24 protein-coding genes are annotated in these 22,418 nt (G+C 67.4%); 19 read left to right on the forward strand and 5 right to left on the reverse strand.

Annotation, left to right across the window (positions count from 1 at the left end):
- Positions 1 to 21: 21 nt before the first annotated feature.
- From L8H00_RS15555 to L8H00_RS15565, 3 genes are read left to right on the forward strand one after another with little or no spacing between them, the layout of a single operon-like run.
- Positions 22 to 2,280, forward strand: a complete 2,259-nt coding sequence (locus tag L8H00_RS15555; protein ID WP_242098221.1) for an NADP-dependent malic enzyme — start codon at positions 22 to 24, stop codon at positions 2,278 to 2,280.
- A 46-nt stretch (positions 2,281 to 2,326) separates the two neighbouring features.
- The gene (locus tag L8H00_RS15560) at positions 2,327 to 2,572 is read left to right on the forward strand and encodes a type II toxin-antitoxin system prevent-host-death family antitoxin (protein WP_242098222.1); all 246 of its coding nucleotides are present in this window, start codon (positions 2,327 to 2,329) and stop codon (positions 2,570 to 2,572) included.
- Positions 2,572 to 3,003 (forward strand): type II toxin-antitoxin system VapC family toxin, encoded by a 432-nt coding sequence (locus L8H00_RS15565; RefSeq protein ID WP_242098223.1) that lies wholly within the window; start codon positions 2,572 to 2,574, stop codon positions 3,001 to 3,003. Before L8H00_RS15560 ends, L8H00_RS15565 begins: the two co-directional genes overlap by 1 nt.
- 3 nt (positions 3,004 to 3,006) lie before the next feature.
- Here L8H00_RS15565 and L8H00_RS15570 read toward each other — a convergent pair whose 3' ends face one another.
- Together L8H00_RS15570 and L8H00_RS15575 are read right to left on the reverse strand one after the other, a co-directional pair.
- Positions 3,007 to 3,795: an SDR family oxidoreductase gene (locus tag L8H00_RS15570; RefSeq protein ID WP_242098224.1), complete on the reverse strand. Its 789-nt coding sequence runs from the start codon at positions 3,793 to 3,795 to the stop codon at positions 3,007 to 3,009.
- 10 nt (positions 3,796 to 3,805) lie between these two features.
- Positions 3,806 to 4,966 carry an acyl-CoA dehydrogenase family protein gene (locus L8H00_RS15575; protein WP_242098225.1) on the reverse strand — a complete coding sequence of 387 codons (1,161 nt, stop codon included), beginning with the start codon at positions 4,964 to 4,966 and terminating at the stop codon, positions 3,806 to 3,808.
- Positions 4,967 to 5,103: 137 nt separating this feature from the next.
- Here L8H00_RS15575 and L8H00_RS15580 point away from each other — a divergent pair, with 137 nt between their 5' ends.
- Positions 5,104 to 5,931, forward strand: a complete 828-nt coding sequence (locus L8H00_RS15580) for an SDR family oxidoreductase (RefSeq protein ID WP_242098226.1) — start codon at positions 5,104 to 5,106, stop codon at positions 5,929 to 5,931.
- Positions 5,932 to 6,108: 177 nt separating this feature from the next.
- Positions 6,109 to 6,660, forward strand: a complete 552-nt coding sequence (locus L8H00_RS15585) for a CHAP domain-containing protein (protein WP_242098227.1) — start codon at positions 6,109 to 6,111, stop codon at positions 6,658 to 6,660.
- A gap of 52 nt (positions 6,661 to 6,712) precedes the next feature.
- Here the strand turns inward: L8H00_RS15585 and L8H00_RS15590 are convergent, their stop codons facing one another.
- From L8H00_RS15590 to L8H00_RS15600, 3 genes are all read right to left on the reverse strand, one after another.
- The gene (locus tag L8H00_RS15590) at positions 6,713 to 7,615 is read right to left on the reverse strand and encodes an alpha/beta hydrolase (RefSeq protein ID WP_242098228.1); all 903 of its coding nucleotides are present in this window, start codon (positions 7,613 to 7,615) and stop codon (positions 6,713 to 6,715) included.
- A 2-nt stretch (positions 7,616 to 7,617) separates the two neighbouring features.
- Positions 7,618 to 7,995: a putative quinol monooxygenase gene (locus L8H00_RS15595; protein WP_242098229.1), complete on the reverse strand. Its 378-nt coding sequence runs from the start codon at positions 7,993 to 7,995 to the stop codon at positions 7,618 to 7,620.
- A gap of 101 nt (positions 7,996 to 8,096) precedes the next feature.
- Positions 8,097 to 9,554: an ATP-binding protein gene (locus L8H00_RS15600; RefSeq protein WP_242098230.1), complete on the reverse strand. Its 1,458-nt coding sequence runs from the start codon at positions 9,552 to 9,554 to the stop codon at positions 8,097 to 8,099.
- Between the two features lie 99 nt (positions 9,555 to 9,653).
- Here L8H00_RS15600 and L8H00_RS15605 point away from each other — a divergent pair, with 99 nt between their 5' ends.
- The 14 genes from L8H00_RS15605 to L8H00_RS15670 all read left to right on the forward strand — a co-directional run bounded on the left by L8H00_RS15605 (position 9,654) and on the right by L8H00_RS15670 (position 22,389).
- Entirely contained in the window at positions 9,654 to 10,211 is a 558-nt protein-coding gene (locus L8H00_RS15605; RefSeq protein WP_242098231.1) for a DUF1003 domain-containing protein, read from the forward strand.
- Between the two features lie 27 nt (positions 10,212 to 10,238).
- Positions 10,239 to 10,982, forward strand: coding sequence for a YebC/PmpR family DNA-binding transcriptional regulator (locus L8H00_RS15610; RefSeq protein ID WP_242098232.1), 744 nt, complete (start codon positions 10,239 to 10,241; stop codon positions 10,980 to 10,982).
- 34 nt (positions 10,983 to 11,016) lie between these two features.
- Positions 11,017 to 11,523 (forward strand): crossover junction endodeoxyribonuclease RuvC, encoded by a 507-nt coding sequence (gene ruvC / locus L8H00_RS15615; RefSeq protein ID WP_242098233.1) that lies wholly within the window; start codon positions 11,017 to 11,019, stop codon positions 11,521 to 11,523.
- On the forward strand, positions 11,520 to 12,119 hold the full coding sequence (gene ruvA, locus L8H00_RS15620) for a Holliday junction branch migration protein RuvA (RefSeq protein ID WP_242098234.1): 600 nt from the start codon (positions 11,520 to 11,522) through the stop codon (positions 12,117 to 12,119). Before ruvC ends, ruvA begins: the two co-directional genes overlap by 4 nt.
- Positions 12,120 to 12,160: 41 nt before the next feature.
- On the forward strand, positions 12,161 to 12,412 hold the full coding sequence (locus L8H00_RS15625; RefSeq protein ID WP_242098235.1) for a type II toxin-antitoxin system ParD family antitoxin: 252 nt from the start codon (positions 12,161 to 12,163) through the stop codon (positions 12,410 to 12,412).
- Entirely contained in the window at positions 12,405 to 12,713 is a 309-nt protein-coding gene (locus L8H00_RS15630) for a type II toxin-antitoxin system RelE/ParE family toxin (RefSeq protein WP_277924499.1), read from the forward strand. The genes L8H00_RS15625 and L8H00_RS15630 overlap by 8 nt, the downstream gene beginning before the upstream one ends.
- Positions 12,710 to 13,729 (forward strand): Holliday junction branch migration DNA helicase RuvB, encoded by a 1,020-nt coding sequence (ruvB, locus tag L8H00_RS15635; RefSeq protein ID WP_242098237.1) that lies wholly within the window; start codon positions 12,710 to 12,712, stop codon positions 13,727 to 13,729. The genes L8H00_RS15630 and ruvB overlap by 4 nt, the downstream gene beginning before the upstream one ends.
- 155 nt (positions 13,730 to 13,884) lie before the next feature.
- A complete protein-coding gene (locus L8H00_RS15640) occupies positions 13,885 to 14,364 on the forward strand; it encodes an Hsp20 family protein (RefSeq protein ID WP_242098238.1) in 480 nt (159 codons plus the stop codon).
- A 144-nt stretch (positions 14,365 to 14,508) separates the two neighbouring features.
- Positions 14,509 to 16,782 carry a phosphoenolpyruvate--protein phosphotransferase gene (gene ptsP / locus L8H00_RS15645; protein WP_242098239.1) on the forward strand — a complete coding sequence of 758 codons (2,274 nt, stop codon included), beginning with the start codon at positions 14,509 to 14,511 and terminating at the stop codon, positions 16,780 to 16,782.
- A gap of 85 nt (positions 16,783 to 16,867) precedes the next feature.
- The gene (locus tag L8H00_RS15650; protein ID WP_242098240.1) at positions 16,868 to 17,833 is read left to right on the forward strand and encodes a helix-turn-helix domain-containing protein; all 966 of its coding nucleotides are present in this window, start codon (positions 16,868 to 16,870) and stop codon (positions 17,831 to 17,833) included.
- 83 nt (positions 17,834 to 17,916) lie between these two features.
- Positions 17,917 to 18,933, forward strand: a complete 1,017-nt coding sequence (locus L8H00_RS15655) for a hypothetical protein (protein WP_242098241.1) — start codon at positions 17,917 to 17,919, stop codon at positions 18,931 to 18,933.
- Between the two features lie 16 nt (positions 18,934 to 18,949).
- The gene (gene tilS, locus L8H00_RS15660) at positions 18,950 to 19,915 is read left to right on the forward strand and encodes a tRNA lysidine(34) synthetase TilS (RefSeq protein WP_242098242.1); all 966 of its coding nucleotides are present in this window, start codon (positions 18,950 to 18,952) and stop codon (positions 19,913 to 19,915) included.
- A gap of 74 nt (positions 19,916 to 19,989) precedes the next feature.
- Positions 19,990 to 21,957: an ATP-dependent zinc metalloprotease FtsH gene (gene ftsH, locus L8H00_RS15665; protein WP_277924500.1), complete on the forward strand. Its 1,968-nt coding sequence runs from the start codon at positions 19,990 to 19,992 to the stop codon at positions 21,955 to 21,957.
- Positions 21,958 to 22,023: 66 nt separating this feature from the next.
- The gene (locus L8H00_RS15670; RefSeq protein WP_242098243.1) at positions 22,024 to 22,389 is read left to right on the forward strand and encodes a hypothetical protein; all 366 of its coding nucleotides are present in this window, start codon (positions 22,024 to 22,026) and stop codon (positions 22,387 to 22,389) included.
- Positions 22,390 to 22,418: the final 29 nt, after the last annotated feature.

A 22,418-nucleotide genomic window follows, 5' to 3' on the forward strand; every position in this document is an offset into this window, starting at 1 on the left:
TCCCCAGCCGTGCGAGGCCCCATGTCCGACGAAAACAACCTGCAATTCTCCGAACGCGAGGCGTTGCTGTTCCATTCGGAGGGCCGCCCCGGCAAGATCGAGATCATCGCATCCAAGCCGATGGCGACGCAACGCGACCTCGCGCTCGCCTATTCGCCGGGCGTTGCGGTGCCGGTGCGCGCGATCGCCGACGATCCCGCGACCGCCTATGATTACACCGCCAAGGGCAATCTGGTCGCGGTGATCTCGAACGGCACCGCGATCCTGGGCATGGGCAATCTCGGCGCGCTGGCGTCCAAGCCGGTGATGGAGGGCAAGGCCGTGCTCTTCAAGCGCTTCGCCGACGTCGATTCGATCGATATCGAGCTGAAGACGGAGGATGTCGATCGCTTCATCGACGCGGTCGAACTGATGGAGCCGAGCTTCGGCGGCATCAACCTCGAGGACATCAAGGCGCCCGAATGTTTCATCATCGAACAGTCGCTTCGCGAGCGGATGAACATCCCGGTCTTCCATGACGACCAGCACGGCACCGCGATCATCGTCGCCGCCGGGCTCATCAACGCGTGCCGCCTGACGGGGCGGCGGCTCGACGAGATCCGGATGGTGGTGAACGGCGCGGGCGCGGCGGCGATCGCCTGTACCGAGCTCGTGAAGGCGATGGGCGTGCGCTCCGATCATGTCATCATGTGCGACAAGACGGGCGTGATCTATCAGGGCCGCGACGACGTGAACCAGTGGCAATCCGCGCATGCCGCCGCGACCACGCGTCGCACCCTGACCGAAGCGCTCGAAGGCGCCGACGTGTTCCTGGGCCTGTCCGCAGGCGGTGCGCTCAAGCCCGAGATGGTCAAGGATATGGCCAAGGCACCGATCATCTTCGCGATGGCCAATCCCGAGCCCGAGATCCGCCCCGAACTCGCGATGGCCGCGCGGCCCGACGCGATCGTGGCGACGGGCCGTTCGGATTATCCGAACCAGGTCAACAACGTGCTCTGCTTTCCCTTCATCTTCCGCGGCGCGCTCGACGTGCGCGCGACGGGCATCAACGATGCGATGAAGATCGCCGCCGCCAATGCCATCGCCGAACTGGCGCGCGAGCGCGTTCCCGAGGAGGTCGCGCTGGCTTATGGCGTCAGCCACAGCTTCGGCCCTGCCTATATCATTCCCGCACCGTTCGATCCGCGGCTGATGGAGGTCGTGTCGATGGCGGTAGCCCGCGCGGCGATGGATTCGGGTGTGGCGACCAAGCCGATTCTCGACATGGAGGCGTATCGCCAGTCGCTGCGCGCGCGCCTCAACCCCACGACATCGGTGCTGACGCTCGCCTATGAGGGTGCGCGCGCACATCCCAAGCGCGTGATCTTCGCCGAGGGCGAGGAGGAGGTGGTGCTGCGCGCCGCGATCGCGTTCCGCGAGGGCGGCTATGGCACGCCCGTGCTGGTCGGCCGCGACGATGTGCCCGATCGGCTGCGCGCGCTGGGCGTCACCGATCCCGAGAGCTTCGAGCTGCACAACAGCCGCGTCTCGCCGCTGGTGCCGCGGATGGTCGATTTCCTCTACGCCCGACTGCAGCGCCGCGGCTATCTGCGCCGCGACTGCGAGCGGATGGTGAACCAGGATCGCAACATCTTCGGCGCGCTGCTGCTGCAGCTCGGCGAAGGCGATGCGATGATAACCGGCATCACGCGCACCTATGCCGAGACGATGCGCCAGATCAAACGCGTGATCGACCCGGTGCGCGGCAAGGCGCCGTTCGGTATCCACCTGCTGGTGGGGCAGAGCCACACCGTCTTCATCGCCGACACCGCGATCAACGAGCGGCCGAGCGCCGAGGAACTCGCCGATTTCGCCGAGCAGACCGCCGCGGTCGCACGCCGAATGGGCCACGAGCCGCGCGTCGCGTTCCTCAGCTATTCCAACTTCGGCAACCCCAAGGGCTTCTGGGTCGACAATGTGCGCGATGCGGTGGGTGTGCTGGACGGGCGCCGCGTGAGCTTCGAATATGACGGCGAGATGGCGCCGGACGTGGCGCTGAATCCCAAGCAGCTCGCCAACTACCCGTTCGCGCGGCTGTCGGGGCCCGCCAACGTGCTCATCATGCCCGGCCTCCAGTCGGCGCATATCTCGGCCAAGCTGCTGCGCGAATTGGGCGGCGATTCGGTGATCGGGCCGATGCTGATCGGCATGGAAAAGCCCGTCCAGGTCGCGCCGATGACCAGCACGGCGAGCGAGCTGGTGACGCTCGCGGTGCTCGCCGCGGGAGGGATTGCGCGGTGACGGCCACGGGTCCATATCTGACTAGGTAATTGGTCAGGAGGCGGTGATGGTGACAGTGGCATTGGCCGATGCGAAGGCACGGTTGAGCGAGCTGATCGAGCGCGTCGAGGCGGGTGACACCGTGTCGATCACCAAGCGCGGCAAGCCGGTCGTTCGGCTGGTCCCGGAGACGCCCCCGCGCAAACCGATCGATTTCGAAGAGATGCGGCGGGTGCGCGCACTGTCCAAGCCTTATGTCGATCCCGACGGTCTCTCGTTCGTCTCTCGGATGCGCCTCGAAGATCGGCTTTGATGCCGCTTTATCCCGATACGTCGATCCTCGTCAGCGCGTACACCGAAGAACTATATTCGGAGATTGCGGAGAATTGGCTTCGTTCCTCGGCCGATGAAGAGATGATGGCCAGTCTCTGGTGTGAAATGGAGATGGCGTCGGCGCTGGGAGCCAAGACGCGGGCTGGCATCATCGCTCCTGCCGAACGGCAGCGGCTGTTGATGATCGTGCGCAGTCTGCTGCGCGACAGTATGACTCTGATTTCAGTCGAACCACGGCATTTCGCGTTGGCTGCGGACTTGCTCGCCCGCAGTACGAAGCCGCTGCGTGCTGCGGACGGCTTGCACTTGGCGATCGCCGCCGATGCGGGTGCCACGCTGTGGACGCTCGACGGCCCGATGGCAGCGGCCGGGCAGGCGCTTGGTCTCGACGTGCGCCTGCTCGCCCGCTGACCCTCACGCGTCGATACTTGTCCCCAGCGCCGCGTTCACCAGGCCCCCATCGACGGTGATCGTGTCGCCCACCACATAATCGCCCGCGCGGCTCGCCAGGAAGATCGCGGTGCCGGCCATATCCTCGTCCACGCCGATGCGCTTGGCGGGGATGCCCTTGGCGATCGTCTCGCCATGGTCGCGCGCGGCCTTGTTCATCTCGCTGGCAAACGCGCCGGGGGCGATCGAGGTGACGTTGATCGAATCCTGCACCAGCCGCGCCGCCATCCGCTTGGTGAGGTAGATCAATGCCGATTTGGAGGCGTGATAGCTGTACGTCTCCCACGGGTTCAGCCGCTGGCCGTCGATCGAGGTGATGTTGATGACCTTGGCCGGGCGTTCGCGCGACGCCGCCGCCTTCAGCGGCGCGTAGAGCGCCTGCGTCAGGAAGAAAGGCGATTTGACGTTCAGGTCCATCACCTTGTCCCAGCCGATCTCGGGAAAATTCTCGAACGGCTCGCCCCAGGCCGCGCCCGCATTGTTGACCAGGATGTCGAGCCCGTCCTCCACCGCCGCGAATTGCTCGGCCAGTGCCTTGCAGCCGGCGACGCTCGAGACGTCCTGGGGCAGGGGGATGCAGTTGGGTCCGAGCTGCGCGGCGGTTTCCTCGCAGGCGGCGGCCTTGCGCGACGAGATATAGACCTTCGCGCCCTGCGCGATGAAGCCCGCCGCGATCATCTTGCCGATCCCGCGCGAACCGCCGGTGACGAGCGCGACCCGGCCGTCGAGGCGGAAGAGGTTGGTCGTGTCCATGATTGCTCCTTTAGCCGCCGCGCTTGATGGTTTCGCGGGCGATGATGATCTGCTGGATCTGGCTGGTGCCTTCGTAGATGCGGAACAGCCGCACGTCGCGGTACAGCCGTTCGATGCCGTAATCGGCGATATAGCCCGCGCCCCCAAAGATCTGCACCGCGCGGTCCGCCACGCGACCGACCATCTCCGACGCGTAATATTTGGCCGCGGCGGATTCGAGCACCACGTCGCGCTCCGCATCCTTCGCCATCGCGGTTTCCAGCACCAGCGCGCGCGCGGCGAGCGCCTCGGTCTTGGAATCGGCGATCATCGCCTGAATCAGCTGGTGCTCGGCGATCGGCTTGCCGAACTGCTTGCGCTCGCTCGCATAGGCGACGCAGTCCGCGATCAGCCGCTCGGCGACGCCCACGCACACGGCCGCGATGTGCAGCCGGCCGCGATCGAGGACGCGCATCGCGATCTTGAAGCCTTCACCGTCTGCGCCCAGCCGGTTCGCAGCGGGGACGGCCACGTCGTCGAAGATGACGTCCGCGACCTTCGCGCCCTTTTGCCCCATCTTCTTTTCGGGCTCGCCGATCGACACGCCCGGCAGATCGCGGGGCACGAGAAATGCCGACACGCCGCGTGCGCCCGGTGCGTCGCCGGTGCGCGCCATCACCGTGAACAGGTCCGCCTTGTCGGCATTGGTGATGTAGCGTTTGGTGCCCGACAGGCGATAGACGTCGTTGCCTTGGGCATCCTTGGCCTTCACCGCGCGCGTCTTCACCGATCCGGAATCGGACCCGACATCGGGCTCGGTGAGCGCGAAGCTGGTGATGATCTCGCCGCTTGCGATCCGCGGCAGCCACTTAGCCTTCTGTTCGGGCGTACCCGCCATGACGAGGCCCTGGCTGCCGATGCCCACATTGGTGCCGAAAGTGGAACGAAAAGCGGGCGTCGTTCGACCCAGTTCGATCGCAACGCGTACCTCTTCGATCATGGCCAGCCCCAGGCCGCCATAATCTTCGGCGATCGACAGCCCGTACAGCCCCATGTCGCGCATCTCGGCGATCACCGCGGCGGGGATCGCGTCGTTCGCCTCCACCTCCGCCTCCAGCGGGCGGAGCCGTTCGGCGACGAAGCGGCGCACCGTGTCGATCAGCGCGTCGAAGGTTTCGGGATCAAGGGGCATGGCGGGTTCCGTGACGATGTTCCAGGGCGTGGGTAGAGCGCTGCGGGATTGCCCGCAAGCCAAACCGCACGTTCGAACGACCGCCGATTGACCGGCAGACATGCCATACTATGATTGGCAAAAGCGAGGAGAGTGGAATGCGGTTGTCGGGCAGGAACGCGGTGGTGACGGGCGGCGCATCGGGCATCGGGCGCGCCACCGCGCTCCGCTTCGTCGACGAAGGTGCGCAGGTCTTCGTCGGCGATATCGATGCGGAGGCGGGGCAGGCGCTCGCCGACGAATCGAACGGCCGGATCGTCTTCCACCGCACCGATGTGACGCAAGAAGGCGACATCGTCGCGCTGCTGGCGCTGGCCGACGCGGCGGGCGGCCTCGACATCCTGTTCAACAATGCCGGCGCCGGCGGATCGCGCGACCCGATCGATACCATCTCCGCCGACGACTGGGACCGGACGCAGGCGTTGCTGCTGCGCTCGGTGGCGCTCGGCATTCGCCACGCGGCACCGTTGATGGCCAGGCGCGGCGGCGGGGCGATCGTCAACACCTCCAGCGTGTCCGCGCTCGGCAGCGGCTATGCGCCCACCGCCTATTCGACCGCCAAGGCCGGGGTACTTCATCTGACGCGGCTGGCGGCGGCCGATCTGGCCAGGCATGCGATCCGGGTGAACGCCGTCGTCCCCGGCTTCATCGCCACCAACATCTTCACCAGCGCGCTGGGCATCGACGCCGCCGGCAAGGCCAGGGCGGACGGCGTCATCGCGCATGTCGCTGCGGACGCGCAGCCGATCCGCCGCACCGGCCGCCCTGAGGACATCGCCGCCGCGGTCGCCTATCTGGCGAGTGACGATGCGTCGTTCGTGACGGGAACGCATATCGTGATCGACGGCGGCCTGACGATCGGCACGCGCGCGAGCTGGGATGCCAGCCAGCCTTCGCTCTTCTCGATTCTGGAGAGCATCCGCTGAGATTCGACCGGTTCGGCGGGTCGGCGATACCCCGAAACAACGGTCACCCGCCTCGTTTCAACCCGGCCATCGCCCCGCAAACACGCTTCGTCGGATAAGGTTCCCGCGGGGCTTTCCAAAAAAATCGCGCGCCTCTAGCCAAAATTCATCGCTTTCACCGACCTTTCGGGGGGGTCCATGAATTTCAAGGCTTTGGCAGCGCGTTTTGCGCTGGTGGTATCGTGCGGCCTGATGACGGCCGCTCCGGCTGCCGCCCAGTTCTGGCAGTGCGCGCCCTATGCCCGCGAGATTTCGGGGATCGATATCCGCGGCAACGCGAACACCTGGTGGGGCCAGGCCGCCGGCCGCTACGATCGTGGCCATGCGCCCAAAGTCGGCGCCGTTCTCGCCTTTGCCGCCAGCCACCGGATGCGCGTCGGCCATGTCGCGATGGTGTCGAAGATCGTGAACGACCATGAGGTGCTTCTCACCCACGCCAACTGGTCGCGCCCCGGCAAGGTCGAAACCGACGTCCGTGCGGTCGACGTGTCCACCAATGGCGACTGGTCGATGGTGAAGGTCTGGTATGCGCCGCAGGGCGATCTGGGCACGAGCGCCTATCCGACCAACGGCTTCATCTATTCGGGCCATGCGCCCAAGGGCAGCGATCTCGACGCGCCCGTCGTGCTGGCGCAGCATGGGCCCACCGATCCGCGCGGCATCTTCACGCTGGCCAACACGCCCGAATAATCTGGCGAACAAGCCGGCACCGCCGCGATCGGGGCGGTGGATGCGAGCGGGGTTACCAGGGCGCGGGCATTGCGCGATCGAGGAACGCCACGCTGTCTCGCAGCACGGGGGCCTTTCCGCGAAACGGCACGGATAGCGCCATGACGACGTTCTCGTGGCTGATTCCCGGATAATCGATATGAGTCACCCGCCCGCCTAGCTGCGCGATCCGCGCGGTGAGGTTGACGGCGTTGTGCGCATGGACCTGCACGTCGTCGCCGGCCGAGATCAGCAGCATCGGCGCGGCATTACCGCGGGCGAAGTGCAGCGGCTGGGTCATCTGGGGATTGGCGACGCCCTGCATCGCATCGATCGATCGCTTCACGGTGAAGGGATAGAAGTCATAGGGGCCGCACAGCCCCACTGCCGCCTTGACGATCCCCGGATCGACGCCCTCCGCGCGCAGCCAGCGCGGATCGAGCGTCAGCATCGCGACGGTATAGGCGCCTGCCGAATGCCCGGCGAGCGCGATCCGCGCCGGATCGCCGCCATAGGACGCGACATGGTCCCGCGTCCATTTCACCGCCTGCGCGCCGTCCTGGAGAAAGGCGGGGAAGCGCACCTGCGGCACCTTGCGGTAATCGGGCACCACGACGACGAAGCCCGCTTTGGCATAGGCGCGCGCGGCAAAGGCATAGGCGCCGCGCGATCCGTTCACCCAGCCGCCGCCATACCAGAAGATCACCACCGGCAGCGGCTTCGCCCGCGCGCCTGCCGGCCGCCAGACGTCGAGCGCTTGCCCATGATCGCCGAACGGCACCGCGCGCGCGACCCTGTCCGCGCCCACGCCGCCACCCTCCAAACCATCGAGAAAGCTCAACAATCCCGGCGGCGAGGTAAGCGCCGCGGCGGCGCCGGACCCGGCGAGCAGCAGCACCGCCGCGATGGCCGCTACGCGGGCCGGGCGCCCCCGCATCGTCAGACGAGCCGCCGCAGCCGGGTGATGGCGAACGGCTTGCCGAGCAGCTTGGCCATGGTCGGCCGCGCCGCCGCCATCGCCGGCGAGGAGAGGTGTGCCGCCAGATCCGCCTCGCTCGTCCAGCTCTCGAAGGTGAGGAACCGGCCCGGATGCGCGATGTCCTCGTGCAAATGATAGGACAGGCAGCCCCGATCCTGCGTCGCCCCTTGCGCGAAGGGGATCAACGCGTCGCGCAGCGCCGCCTCCTGGCCCTTCTTGGCGACCAGCTCGGCGATCACGTAGAGCGAACCGTCCTGCGCCCTGGCCACTTGCGCCCAAGGCAGCATCGCGGCGATACCCGCCACCGCCGCCCCGGCCACCACCGTTCTACGTGACACCTTCGTGTCCTTCGCATCCATTGTCCTGCTCCTGTCCTATCGTGGCGGACGTTGAAGCATGGCGCGGGCAGGCTGGCAAATCGTCCGTGCGCAGGCTTCCCTCAGGCCGCTTCGGCCGCCTGCGTCGTCCAGCCGAGCCGGGGGATCGTGATCGAGCGTTTGCCGGTCAGGTCGGTGCGGCACACGAAGAGCTCGCGCTGCTCGATATAGCCGATCAGGCGGCGCACGCGGCCGAGCGAGCTGGTGCCATAAGTCTCGGCGATCTGCGCGTCGGACGGGCAGGGTGCGCCCTCGCGTGCGGCGCGGGCGACCAGCAGGAACGCGCCCAGCATATCGTCGGGCAGACCGCCCGCCACATCGAGCGCGGTGGTCCATGCTTCGTCGGCCAGATCGAAGATGCCCGCCCGCGCGCAACTGAGCCGCCGGGTGAAGCCCGCGAGATCGAGCGGCGGCCGCGCCAGATCGGCCATCCGGCAGCGCACCTGGAAATCCTGGAACAGCACCGAGGGCGGCCGGAGCGCCGCCTCGGCATCGGCCACGATCGCGCGCATCACCTCCGCGACGATCGCCTCCACCTCCTGCGGGTCGCGCTCGGTGGCGGTGAGCGGCTCGGGAACGCTGCGGCCGAGCTGCGCGATCACGCGGTCGGGCGGCACCGCCATCGGCCGGCTGTCGAAGGCGAATCCGGGCTGATCCACCACCGGCTCGGGCGCGAAGAGCAGGTCCTTCATGTCCTCGGGCGGGGTCGCGGTGGGCAGGGGCGTGAGCTTGGGGCTGCCGCTGCGCGCGGACGTCTCGACCGCGCCGATCCGCACCGTGATCGGCCGCCGCGACACCGCAGGGCCGAGCGCCAGGAAGGTGCCGCGCTGCAGATCGCGGATTGTCTCCGCCTGGCGACGATCCATGCCGAGCAGATCGGCGGCGCGCGCCATGTCGATGTCGAGAAAGGTGCGGCCCATCAGGAAATTGGAGGCCTCGGCGGCGACGTTCTTGGCCAGCTTGGCGAGGCGCTGCGTCGCGATCACGCCGGCAAGGCCGCGCTTGCGCCCGCGGCACATCAGGTTGGTCATGGCCGACAGCGATGCGCGGCGCACCTCTTCGGTCACCTCGCCCGCGGCGGCCGGCGCGAAGAGCTGCGCCTCGTCGACCACCACGAGCGCTGGGTACCAATGTTCGCGCGGGGCATCGAACATCGCCGACAGGAAGGCGGCGGCACAGCGCATCTGCCCTTCGACCTCCAGCCCTTCGAGGCTCAGCACGACCGACGCGCGATGTTCGCGCAGCCGTGTGGCGAACCGCGCGATCTCGCGTTCGCTGTAATCGCCCGCCTCGATCACGACATGGCCGTAAGCGCCGCTGAGCGTCACGAAATCGCCCTCCGGATCGATCACGACCTGCTGAACCTGGCCTGCCGAGCGTTCGAGCAGGCGGCGCAGCAGATGCGATTTGCCCGATCCGGAATTACCCTGGACGAGCAGGCGCGTCGCGAGCAGCTCCTCCAGGTCGATCGGCACCGAACCGCCGCGCTCGTCGCTCCCCATGTCCACGCTTACCGTCATGGGGGTGCGTTTGCAGGCCGGCGACCGGGCGGGCAAGGGGTTTGCGGCGCGCTGCCGCCGTCCTAAGGGGCGGCGAGACACGCGATCAGGGGAAACGCCATGGCCTCGGCCGTCCGCATATCGGCCACCGCGCTCGCGGAGATGGCGCATCGCCTGCTCGGCAAGAAGCCCGCCGAACTCGACGAGGAGGAGCGCCGCGTCCTCGCCGGGATCGAGTCGGGGCGCACCGTCAGCCGCGACGCCGCTGACGTCGCCGATGAACGCTCCGATTTCGGCGATCGGTTGTCGGACAAGGTCGCGGCGATCGGCGGTTCGTGGGGCTTCATCATCGCCTTCACCGTGGTGCTGCTCGGCTGGATGCTGCTCAATTCGGACGTGCTCGCGCATTTCGGCGCGGCGTTCGACCCCTACCCCTATATCTTCCTCAACCTGATGCTCTCGACCGTGGCCGCGATACAGGCGCCGGTCATCATGATGAGCCAGAACCGGCAATCGGCGAAGGACCGCCTGGCCGCCAGCCTCGACTACGAAACCAACCTGCGATCGGAGCTCGACATCCTGCGCGTCCACGAGAAGCTGGATCATATCGTGCTCGACCGGCTTGCCGCGCTGGAGGCCAAGATCGACGCTCTGGCGAAATCCACGCCCACGTCCTAAAGCCGGCCATCATTCAAAGAGGCGTCGATGGCAGGCCATTCCAAGTTCAAGAACATCATGCACCGCAAGGGTGCGCAGGATAAGAAGCGTTCGGGCATGTTCTCGAAGCTGAGCCGCGAAATCACCGTCGCGGCCAAGATGGGCCTGCCCGATCCCGACATGAACCCGCGCCTGCGCGCTGCGGTGAACGCCGCCAAGGCGCAGTCGATGCCCAAGGACAATATCCAGCGCTCGATCGACAAGGCGTCGAAGGGCGATGCCGAGAATTACGAGGAAATCCGCTACGAGGCGTTCGGCCCCGGCGGCGTGTCGCTGATCGTCGAGACGCTGACCGACAACCGCAACCGCACCGTGACCAACGTGCGCACCGCGATTTCCAAGAACGGCGGCAATCTCGGCGCGCCGGGTTCGGTGAGCCACGCGTTCGACCGGATGGGGCTGATCTCGTACCCGGCGCGCGCCGGCGATGCGGAAAAGGTCTTCGAAGCGGCGCTGGAGGCCGGCGCCGAGGACGTGACCTCCAGCGAGGACGGCCACGAGATCTGGACCGCGGTCGGCGATCTGCACGAAGTCTCGAAGGCGCTCGAGCCGGTGCTGGGCGAGGCGGAGGGGGCCAAGCTCGCCTGGCGCCCGCAGACGATGGTCGAGGTCGACGAGAACGACGCCGCCACGCTGTTCAAGCTGATCGACGTGCTCGACGACGACGATGACGTGCAGACCGTATGGGGCAATTACGAAGTGTCCGATGCGGTGATGGAGAAGCTAGGTTGACGCGGCTCGGAGCGTTGGCGGGAATGACGGCCGCGTGATGATCCTCGGCCTCGATCCGGGTCTCGGCACCACGGGCTGGGGCGTGATCCGGGCCGAGGGCAACCGGCTGACGCATGTCGCCAACGGCCAGATCAGGACGGATCCGTCGATGGCGCTGCCACGTCGCCTGTCCGCGCTCTATGCCGCGCTGATCGACGTGATCCGTGCCGAGCGCCCGGCGGGCGCGGCCGTGGAGGAGGTGCTCGGCAATTCGAACCCGCAATCGACGCTGAAGCTGGGGCAGGCACGCGGCGTGGTGCTGCTGGCGGCGGCGGGGGCGGGGCTGCACATCGGCGAATATCATCCCTCGACTGTGAAGAAGGCGGTGGTCGGCACAGGGGGCGCTGAGAAGAGGCAGATCCAGGCGATGATGGGGGTGCTGCTGCCCGGTGCGAAGCTGGCAGGGCCGGATGCGGCGGACGCGCTGGCGGTGGCGATCTGCCACGCGCATCATCTCGCCAGCGCCGAGGGCATGGCGCGGCGCGCGCGGGTGACCGCATGATCGCGCATCTGAAGGGGCGGCTCGATTCGACCGGGATCGACCATGCCGTGATCGATGTCGGCGGCGTCGGCTATCTGGTCGGTGCATCGAGCCGCACGCTCGCCGGCATCGGTCCGGTCGGCGAGGCGGTGATGCTGCATACCGAGATGCTGGTGGGCGAGGATTTTCTGCGCCTGGTCGGCTTCTCCAGCGCGGGTGAGCGCGACTGGTTCCGCCTGTTGACGGGCGTGCAGGGCGTGGGCGCGCGCGTCGCGCTCGCGATCCTGTCCGCGCTGGAGCCTGCCGATCTGGGTCGTGCGGTGATGGCGCAGGACAAGGCGACGGTGGCGCGCGCGAACGGCGTCGGCCCTAAACTCGCCGAGCGGATCGTGCGTGAGTTGAAGGACAAGGTGGGCGGCATCGCGATCGGCCCGGCCGGGGCGAGTGTCGTGGCGCCTGTAGGCGGTGCGGCGGCGGATGCGGTCTCGGCGCTGCTGAACCTGGGGTTCCGCCCGGCCGAGGCCGCGAATGCCGTGGCGGCTGCCGAGGAGGAATTGGGCGCGGGCACCGGCTTGGATGCGCTGGTGCGGCTGGCGCTTCGCAAGGCGGCGAAGTAGTCGCGCTGGACGGCCCATGCACGGGGGACTATATCGGGAACATGGCGCAGCTCCACGTCTCCCTTCCGCCTGAACTTCAGCGCTACGTCGATGGCCGCGTATCCGCCGAGGGGTTCGTGGACCCCGCTGCCTATCTCCGCGACTTGGTCGAACGCGATCAGGGTCTCTATCAGGCGGATGTTCGGCGGCTCCAGGCGTTGATCGACGAAGGTATCGCTTCGGGAATCATCGATCGCGAGCCTGAGGATGTCTTGCGGGACATCGTGACGGAGATCGCCGACCCGCATGGGTAGAGTTCGGCTGACCGCCGTGGCGACGCGGGATCTGCGGCAGATCAGGACCATCGGTATTCGGGATCATGGTGCAACGGCGTCCGCGGCGCATATGAGTGGCTTCGAACGCCTCGTCCGGCTGTTGCGCGACAATCCTCGGGCGAGGCAGGAGCGCCCCGGATTCCATCAGGACGATATCCGCAGCTTGTCGCACCATCCGCACCGGATATTCTACCGCATCGACGACGAGGAAAATGTTTTGATCGTTCGTATCATCCATCACGCACGCGACGTCGTTCGTGCGTTTCGGGACAGGCCTTGACCGACGATCGCCTCCTGACCGCCGCCCGCAAGCCCGAGGATGTCGACGCGGCGCTTCGCCCCAAATCGCTCGACGAATTCGTCGGGCAGAAGGCGGCGCGAGAGAATCTGCGCGTGTTCATCCAGGCGGCGCGCGAGCGCGGCGATGCGCTCGATCACGTGCTGTTCTTCGGGCCGCCCGGCCTCGGCAAGACCACGCTCGCGCAGATCGTCGCGCGCGAAATGGGGGTGGGGTTTCGCGCGACGTCGGGGCCCGTCATCGCTAAATCGGGCGATCTGGCGGCGTTGCTGACCAATCTCGAAGACGGCGACGTGCTGTTCATCGACGAGATCCACCGTCTCCAGCCCGCCGTCGAGGAGGTGCTTTATCCCGCGATGGAGGACCGCGCGCTCGATCTGATGATCGGCGAGGGGCCGTCCGCACGGTCGGTGCGGATCGACCTGCCGCGTTTCACCCTCGTCGGCGCGACCACGCGGCAGGGGCTGCTCACCACGCCGCTGCGCGACCGGTTCGGCATTCCCGTGCGGTTGCAATTCTACACCATCGAGGAACTCACGCGCGTGGTGACGCGGGCGGCGGGGCTGCTGGGGCTCGCCATCGCTCCCGACGGTGCGGTGGAGGTCGCGCGGCGGTCGCGCGGTACGCCGCGGATCGCGGGGCGGCTGCTGCGGCGGGTGCGCGATTTCGCGAGCGTGGCGGGGCATGACGTGGTCGACGCCAAGGCTGCCGACTCCGCGCTCAACCGGCTGGAGGTCGACGCGCTCGGGCTCGACGCGATGGACCGGCGCTATCTGACGATGATCGCCGACATCTATCGCGGTGGGCCGGTGGGCGTGGAGACGCTGGCCGCGGGTCTGAGCGAGCCGCGCGACACGATCGAGGAGGTGATCGAACCCTATCTGATCCAGCTCGGCCTCGTCGCGCGCACCGCGCGCGGGCGTTGCCTGAACGCGGGCGGCTGGAAGCATCTCGGGCTCAATCCACCCGCCGGATCGCAGGATGGACTGTTCGACTAAGACAGCGAAAAAAGCGGTCGGGATGCTTGACCGGGGCGATCGTAAACCTAGATTTTTTCTGCCGGGCGCCGCTGGTGGGCCCGGTGGGACATAGAGGGTGCCGGCTCCCTCCGGCGCTTCTCACGCCCAGATTGCTTCATCAGGAGGGTTTGGAAATGAGAACCGGATTTGACTTCACGCCCTATCGGCGTTCGTCCGTGGGGTTCGATCATCTCTTCGATCTACTCGAAACGGGTGCGCGCGGCGAAACCGCGGACGGCTATCCCCCGTTCGACATCGCGACGGATGGCACGGACCGTTACTGGATCACGCTGGCGGTGGCAGGCTTTCGCCCGGACGATATAGAAATCGTCGCGCAGCAGAATCAGCTCACCGTCATCGGCAAGCGTGCCGACGACGAGAACAAGGCCCAGTATATCCACCGCGGGATCGCCGCGCGTCCGTTCGAACGGCGTTTCCAGCTTGCCGATCATATCGAGGTGGGAGAGGCCGGTTTCGCAAACGGCTTGCTTACCATCCAGCTGAAGCGCGTCGTCCCCGAGGCGATGAAGCCGCGCAAGATCGCGATTCGTGATGGATCGGCGACGAACGACCGTATCGAAGCGCCGTCCGAAGAGCTTCGCGAGGCGGCATGATCCGGTAAGTTTGACCCACCGGCATCGATCGCGAGGATCGGCCGGTGGGTCGCTTCGGCGCGCTTCACCGCGCTGCCCGTTTTCACGCGCGTATCGATCCAAATCCGCATGACACTGCGCCCGCGCGCCTGCTACGCTTCCCTCATGCCCGTATCCGCCGCTGCCTCCGCCCGCGAGATCCTCGTCCGTCTGCACGACGTGATGGCGGCGCGCAGCCCGGCGCAATCCAAGCTCAATTCGGTCGTCGGCATCATCGCCGAGGCGATCGGCAGCGAGGTCTGCTCGATCTATCTGCTGCGCGAGGGGGTGCTCGAACTCTTCGCCACCCGCGGGCTCGATCAGGACGCGGTGCACGTGACAAAGCTGGCGCTGGGCGAGGGGCTGGTGGGCACCATCGCCGAGCAAGTGGAGGTGCTGAACCTCGACGAGGCGGCAAGCCATCCCGATTTCGCCTATAAACCCGAAACCGGCGAGGATCGCTATCACAGCTTCGCCGGCGTCCCCATCATCCGTCGCGAACGCGCGGTGGGGGTGCTCGCGGTGCAGCACAGCGATCCGCGCCGCTATGCCGATGTGGAGATCGAGGCGTTGCAGACGGTGGCGATGGTGCTCTCCGAACTCATTGCCAATGCCGGGCTGATCGATACCGCCGCCAGCGGGCAGGACCGCGTCCAGTCCACGGCCGCCGTCCGGATCGCGGGGCAGAAACTGGTCGACGGCATGGGATCGGGCCATGCCGTGTTCCACCAGCCGCGGATCACGATCGAACATACCGTCGCCGAGGACATCGATGCGGAGCGCCACCGCGTCTACGCCGCGTTCGACAAGATGCGCCAAGGCATCGACAAGATGGCGCGCGAGGCCGAATTCGGCGTGGCGGGCGAGCATGTCGAGGTCATCGAGACCTACAAGATGTTCGCTTATGACGAGGGTTGGGCGCGGCGGATCAACGAGGCGATCGATTCCGGATTGACCGCGGAGGCGGCGATCGAGCGCGTGCAGCAGCGCACCCGCCAGCGGATGCGCCAGATCGACGATCCGTTGCTCGCCGACCGGATGCACGATCTGGAGGATCTGTCGAACCGGCTGTTGCGGATCGTCTCGGGGCAGATGGGCACCGCCGCCCAATTGGGGCTGCGCCAGGATACGATCCTGATCGCGCGCAATCTGGGCCCTGCCGAACTGCTCGAATATGACAAGCGCCGTCTGAAGGGCGTGATCCTGGAAGAGGGATCGCTGACCGCGCATGTCACGATCGTCGCGCGGGCGATGGGCGTTCCCGTGCTCGGTCGCGTTCGCGACGTGCGGCGGCTGATCGCGGAGGGCGACCTGCTGTTGCTCGACGTGATCGAAGGCAATGTGTTCGTGCGCCCGTCGCTCGCGATGGAGGAAGCGTTCGAGGCGCGTCTGCAGTTGCGGCAGAAGCGTAAGGCTGCGTTTGCCGCGCTGCGCGACGTGCCGCCGGTGACGAAGGACGGGCACCGGCTGACGCTGCTGGTGAATGCGGGGTTGCGCGACGACGTCGCGGCACTCGACGTGACGGGCGCGGATGGGATCGGGCTGTTCCGCACCGAATTCCAGTTTCTCGTTTCGGCGACGCTGCCGCAGCGCGAGCGCCAGCAGCGTCTCTACAAGGAGGTGCTGGATGCCGCCGGCGACCGGCCGGTGGTGTTCCGCACGGTCGATATCGGCGGCGACAAGGCGCTCCCCTATCTGAAGGAGGAATCGGGCGTCGAGGAAAACCCGGCGATGGGCTGGCGGGCGCTGCGCCTGAGCCTGGAGCGCGACGGGCTGATGAAGGTGCAGGCGCGCGCGCTGATCGAGGCGGCGGCCGGACGGACATTGAACGTCATGTTCCCGATGGTGAGCGAGCCATGGGAATTCGACGAGGCCAAGGCGCTGTTCGAATCGCAGCGTGCCTGGATGGCGCAGCGCGGAGGCAAGGGCCCGGCGGAGGTCCGCTATGGTGCGATGCTCGAAGTGCCCGCCCTGGCGGAGCAGCTCGACATCCTGTTGCCCAAGCTGCAATTCCTGTCGGTCGGCACCAACGATCTGACGCAGTTCCTGTTCGCCGCCGATCGCGCGAACCCCAAGCTCGCCGAGCGTTACGACTGGCTCAGCCCCTCGATCCTGCGTTTTCTCGCACGGCTGGTGGGGCCGTGCCGCGACGCGGGCGTCACGCTCGCGGTGTGCGGCGAAATGGGCGGCCGGCCGCTGGAGGCGATGGCGTTGATCGGCCTCGGGATTGAGCGCCTGTCGATCACGCCGGCGGCGATCGGGCCGATCAAGGCGATGGTGCGGTCGCTCGATCGCGGTGCGCTTCGTGGCTTCATGGCGACTCTGCTGGCCGCCCCGCCGCGCGATCCCCGAGCCGCGCTTGCGGCATGGGCGGCGGAGAATGGGGTGGAGACCGCCTGAAGCACGACCAAAGGTTTGTAGAGCGCGTTGACACGCCCCCGGTGCTCTGGGAGACGTGGCCACGAGAGCGCGAGCGGAGACAGGAATGGACGAGGTCGAACCCGGCGAGCCGATACCGGGCGCGCCGCCCGTGCGCGCCGGTGACCTGCTGCGCCAGGCACGCGAAGCCCAGGGGCTGAGCATCGCCGAGGTCGGGCAGCGCACCCGCATTCCCCTGCGTCATCTCGAAGCGATCGAGGCGGGCGACTATGTCGGTCTGCCGTCGCCCACCTATGCGGTCGGCTTTGCGCGCGCTTATGCGCGTGCGGTCGGTGCGGATGCGGTCGCGATCGGGGCGATGGTGCGCGCCGAGGTCGATCTGCTTGGTCGCCGCATTCCCGAATATGAACCCTATCAGATGGCCGACCCCGCGCGGGTGCCGTCGCGCGGGGTGGCGATCGTCGGGCTGGGCCTGGCGCTGGCGGTGCTGATCCTGGTGGGACTCTGGTATGGAACCGACCTGTTCCGGCAGGGCGCATCGGCCCCGGCTTCGGTCGCGAGTGCGCCCGCCGTCGTGGCGCCCGTTCCCGCCGCGCGCCCCAGTCCCATCGCGCCCACCGGCGGCCAGGTGGTGCTGACCGCCCGGGACGAAGTGTGGATGCGCGTCTATGATGCCGACAACAAGACGCTGTACCTCGGCACGATGAAGCAGGGCGAATCCTACACCGTGCCCGCCGATGCCAAGGATCCGATGATCAACGTCGGCCGGGCGGACAAGCTGACCGTAACGCTGAACGGTTCAGCGGTGGCCCCGCTCGGCACGGGCGAGCATGCGATCAAGGACGTGAAGGTGAGTGGCGCCGCCATCGCCGCGCGCGCCGCCGGTGCGGCGCAGCCGACATCCGGCGCATCGCCGACGCCCACCGCTACGTCGTCTCCGACACATGATGCCGGGCGGACGAAGACCGCGAAGCGGAGTGCGCCCGCCAAGCCCAAGCTGAGCGAAACGCAGCGTGCGAACCTCGATGCCGCGGCATCGCCGCCACCGCCTGGAAACGCTTCGACGCCTTGAGGGTCTAGGACGTGTAAAGGCTGGCGACAGGCATCGGCTTGTCGCTATAGCGATGGCCTCATCGACACCGGGGGGTGTATCCCATGCGTAGCGTATTCTCGATCGTCCTGCTGGCCGGAACCGCGCTGATGCCGGTGGCGGCGAACGCCCAATCCAATGTCGAGGGCCGTGTCGGCAAGCTCGAGAGCGAGATGCGCGCGGTGCAGCGCAAGGTGTTTCCGGGCGGCGCGGGGCAGACGCTCCAGCCCGAGATCGTCGCCCCCGATCGTCCGCGCGGCGATCTGGCCGGCACGCCCGCCTCGAGCCCGCTGGCCGACGTGACCGCGCGCGTCACCTCGCTCGAACAGCAGATGGCGACGCTGACCGGGCAGAGCGAGCAGAACGGCTACAAGCTCCGGCTGCTCCAGGAACAGTTCGACACCTACCGCCGCGCCACCGATGCCCGGTTGGCGACGCTCGCGGCCGGCGCTTCGCCCGACGCCGGGCCGGCGGGGCTTTCCTCGCCCGACTCGCCCACGCCGCGCGACATGCCCACGCCGCGCTCGGCGAGCCCGCGCGCCACACGGGACGCACCGGCGCGGGACGATGCCGCGCCTTCGGCGATCGACCGGCCCGCGCGCGCCACCGGCGCGGCCTCCCGGCCTACACCCGTTTCCACCACGCCGGCGCGGGCGAAACTGGTCGATGCGGTGGAGCGGCCATCCAGCGGCGACACGCCCGAGGACGAATATCTCTACGGCTATCGTCTCTGGCAGGCCAAACTCTACCCGGAGGCCGAGGCGCAGTTGAAGAAGGTGGTGACGGATTATCCGAAGAACCGCCGCGCGAGCTATGCGCAGAATCTGCTCGGCCGCAGCTATCTCGATGATGGCAAGCCCAGCCTCGCTTCGATGGCCTTTTATGAGAATTACAAGAAGATGCCCGATGGCGAGCGCGCGCCCGAGAGCCTGTTGTATCTCGGCAAGGCGCTGATGACGCTGAAGAAGCCCGCCGATGCGTGCAAGGTCTATGGCGAACTCGACGATGTGTATGGCGCCAAGCTGTCTGCCGCGATGAAGGCGGACATGGTCAAGGGACGCGCCGCCGCCAAGTGCGACTGACCTGAAGGCGAGGCGCGTGAGCACCGATACCGACCGCTTCCTTGCAGATCTGACGCGGGTGTGCGGTGAAATGCCGCCGGGTCTGCTTCTCGCCGTCTCGGGCGGCCCGGACAGCATGGCGATGCTGGCGCTGGCGCACGGTGCCGGCGTGCCGGGCATAACGGTCGCGACGGTCGACCACCGGCTGCGCGACGAGTCGGTCGGGGAGGCGGCGATGGTCGCGGCGCAATGCGCGACGCTGGGGCTGCCTCATGCGACGCTCGTCCCCGATGCCCCGATCGAGGGCGCCAGCCTTCAGGCGCAGGCGCGTGCCGTCCGCTATGCGCTGCTCGCCGCGCAGGCGCGCGCGATCGGCGTGGCGTGCATCGCGACCGCGCATCATGCGGACGATCAGGCCGAGACGTTCCTGATGCGAGCGGCGCGCGGGGCGGGGCTGGCGGGGTTGGCCGGCGTTCGCGCCCGCACGCCGATCGACGGGATCGCCGTCGTCCGCCCGCTACTCGAATGGCGCCGCGCCGAATTGCGCGCGATCGTGCGCCGCGCGGAACTGCCGTTCATCGACGATCCGTCCAACCACGATCTCCGCTACGACCGCACCCGATTCCGCGCGCTGCTCGATGCGAACGAGTGGCTCGATCCGCCACGGCTGGCGCGGTCCGCCGCCGCGCTCGCGGAGGCGGATGCCGACCTGCGGGCCGTGGCCCAATGGTTGTGGTCGACGCGCGCGCAGGGGCGGGAGGACGTCCGGCTTTCGGTCGAGGGCCTGCCGCGCGAACTGCGCCGCCGGCTCGTCCGCCGGGCGATCGGCGAGGTTCGCGCCGCCCATGGCATCCTGCGTCCCGAATGGTCCGATGCCGCCAACATCGAGTCGTTGCTCGACGCGCTGGAACGCGGCAGCCAGGCGACGCAGGCGGGGCTCGTGGCGAGCACGCGCGGCGAGACGTGGCGCTTCCGCGTCGCCCCGCCGCGCCGGGCGCATTGAGTGACGGGCGCGTGCATCTGTTCCATTGCCATTAACCTGCGCGCGCTTATCTTGGGTGCTCGGAAAGGTACTCCATGAACGACAACGACAAGCCCGGCTCGAGCGACAATGGCGGCGGGGGGGGCAATCCCTGGATGAAGAGCCTGCTCATCTGGGTGGGAATCCTGCTCGCGCTGGCGATGTTCGTCACGATGTTCGACGGACGCTCGGCGACAGCTGGCGGCAACACGATCGCCTATTCGGCCTTCCTCGACAAGGTGGACGAGGGAACGGTCAAGGACGTCAACATCTCCAAGGACATCATCACCGGCACGCTTTCGTCGGGCGAGAAGTTTCGCGCCTATCCGATCTACGACGCCGGGCTGGTGCCCAAGCTGCGCGAGAAGAACGTGTCGATCTCGGCCAAGCCCGAGGATGGCCCGTCGATCTGGATGGTGCTGCTCTACCAGTCGCTGCCGTTCCTGCTGTTCCTCGGCATCGCCTTCTTCGTGCTGAAGCAGATGCAGAAGAATTCGGGCTCGGGCGCGATGGGCTTCGGCAAGAGCCGCGCGAAGATGCTGACGCAGAAGGAGGGCAAGGTCACCTTCGACGACGTCGCGGGTATCGACGAGGCGCGCGAGGAACTGGAGGAGATCGTCGAGTTCCTCAAGGACCCGACCAAGTTCGCGCGGCTGGGCGGCAAGATCCCCAAGGGTGCGCTGCTCGTCGGTTCGCCCGGTACGGGCAAGACGCTGCTGGCGCGCGCGATCGCGGGCGAGGCGGGCGTGCCGTTCTTCACCATTTCGGGTTCGGATTTCGTCGAGATGTTCGTCGGCGTCGGCGCGAGCCGCGTTCGCGACATGTTCGAACAAGCCAAGAAGAGCGCACCCTGCATCGTCTTCATCGACGAGATCGACGCGGTCGGCCGGCATCGCGGCGCGGGGCTCGGCAACGGCAATGACGAGCGCGAACAGACGCTCAACCAGTTGCTGGTCGAGATGGACGGGTTCGAGGCGAACGAAGGCATCATCATCATCGCAGCGACCAATCGCCCCGACGTGCTTGATCCCGCTTTGCTCCGCCCGGGCCGCTTCGATCGCCAGGTCGTGGTGCCGCGTCCGGATATCGAGGGCCGGATCAAGATCCTGGAAGTTCATATGAAGAAGACGCCGCTGGCGCCTGACGTCGATGCTCGCGTCATCGCGCGCGGCACCCCCGGCTTTTCGGGCGCGGATCTCGCCAACCTCGTCAACGAGGCGGCGCTGACCGCGGCACGCAAGGGCAAGCGCCTGGTCGCGATGGCCGAGTTCGAAGAGGCCAAGGACAAGGTCATGATGGGCGCGGAACGCCGCTCCATGGTGATGACCGACGACGAGAAGCGGATGACCGCCTATCACGAGGCGGGGCATGCGATCGTCTCGATCCACGAGCCCGCATCGGATCCGATCCACAAGGCCACGATTATCCCGCGCGGCCGTGCGCTCGGCATGGTGATGCGGCTGCCCGAGCGGGATAGCTACAGCTATCACCGCGACAAGATGTACGCCAATCTGGCGGTGTCGATGGGAGGGCGCGTGGCCGAAGAGGTGATCTTTGGTTACGACAAGGTGTCGAGCGGCGCATCGTCCGACATCCAATATGCCACGGGTCTGGCGCGCGACATGGTCACCAAATGGGGCATGTCGGACAAGGTCGGGCCGGTCGAATATGCGCAGCCGGAAGGCGAGTCCTTCCTCGGCTATTCGTCCAGCCAGCCGGTGCGCATGTCGAACCAGACCGCGCAACTGATCGACGACGAGATCAAGACGATTGTCGAAGGCGGCCTCAACCGCGCCAAGCAGTTGCTGAGCGATCATATCGACCAGCTTCATACGGTGGCCGGTGCGTTGCTCGAATTTGAGACGCTGACGGGTGACGAGATCAAGCGCCTCATCGCTGGCGAGGACATCGGCCGTCCCGATCCGGGTGCGACGACGCGTTCGGTGCCGGCGGCCGGCACGTCGATCCCGAAGACCCGCCGTCCGCAGGGGCCCTTCGGCAACCCGGCGCCCGCCGGCGCGTGATGCCGTTCATGGCGGCGACACCTCGGTTTCGGTAATCACCGCCGGAACCGAGGTGGAGTGTTTTCGATGAAGATGATGGGTATCGCGGGGCTTGCGCTCGTTCTGGCTGCCGCGCCCGCGAGCGCGGCGATCACGGTGCAGAACTTCCTGACCCGCGCCGATGCGTTGAAGGCGCAAGGCCCCATGGCGCTGATGGCGCCCGACTTTCCTGTCCTGAAAGGCGAAGCGCAGGCGGCCACCGCGCAGCTCAAGGCGGAGCGCGATGCACGCAAGGCTGCGGGCAAGCCGCCGATCGCCTGCCCGCCGGAAGGTCAGTCGATCGGGATCATGCAGATGCTCGACGGCCTTGCCGCCTTGTCGCCGGCCGAAAAGCGGCTGCCGCTGAAGGACGGCTATGCCAAGGTCCTGGCCAAGACCTATCCCTGCCATTGAGCGGACGGCATGGGTCATGCTAGCCCGGC

It is taken from the genome of Sphingomonas sp. CROZ-RG-20F-R02-07 (assembly GCF_022662335.1).
In the GTDB taxonomy this organism is placed as follows: Bacteria; Pseudomonadota; Alphaproteobacteria; order Sphingomonadales; family Sphingomonadaceae; genus Sphingomonas.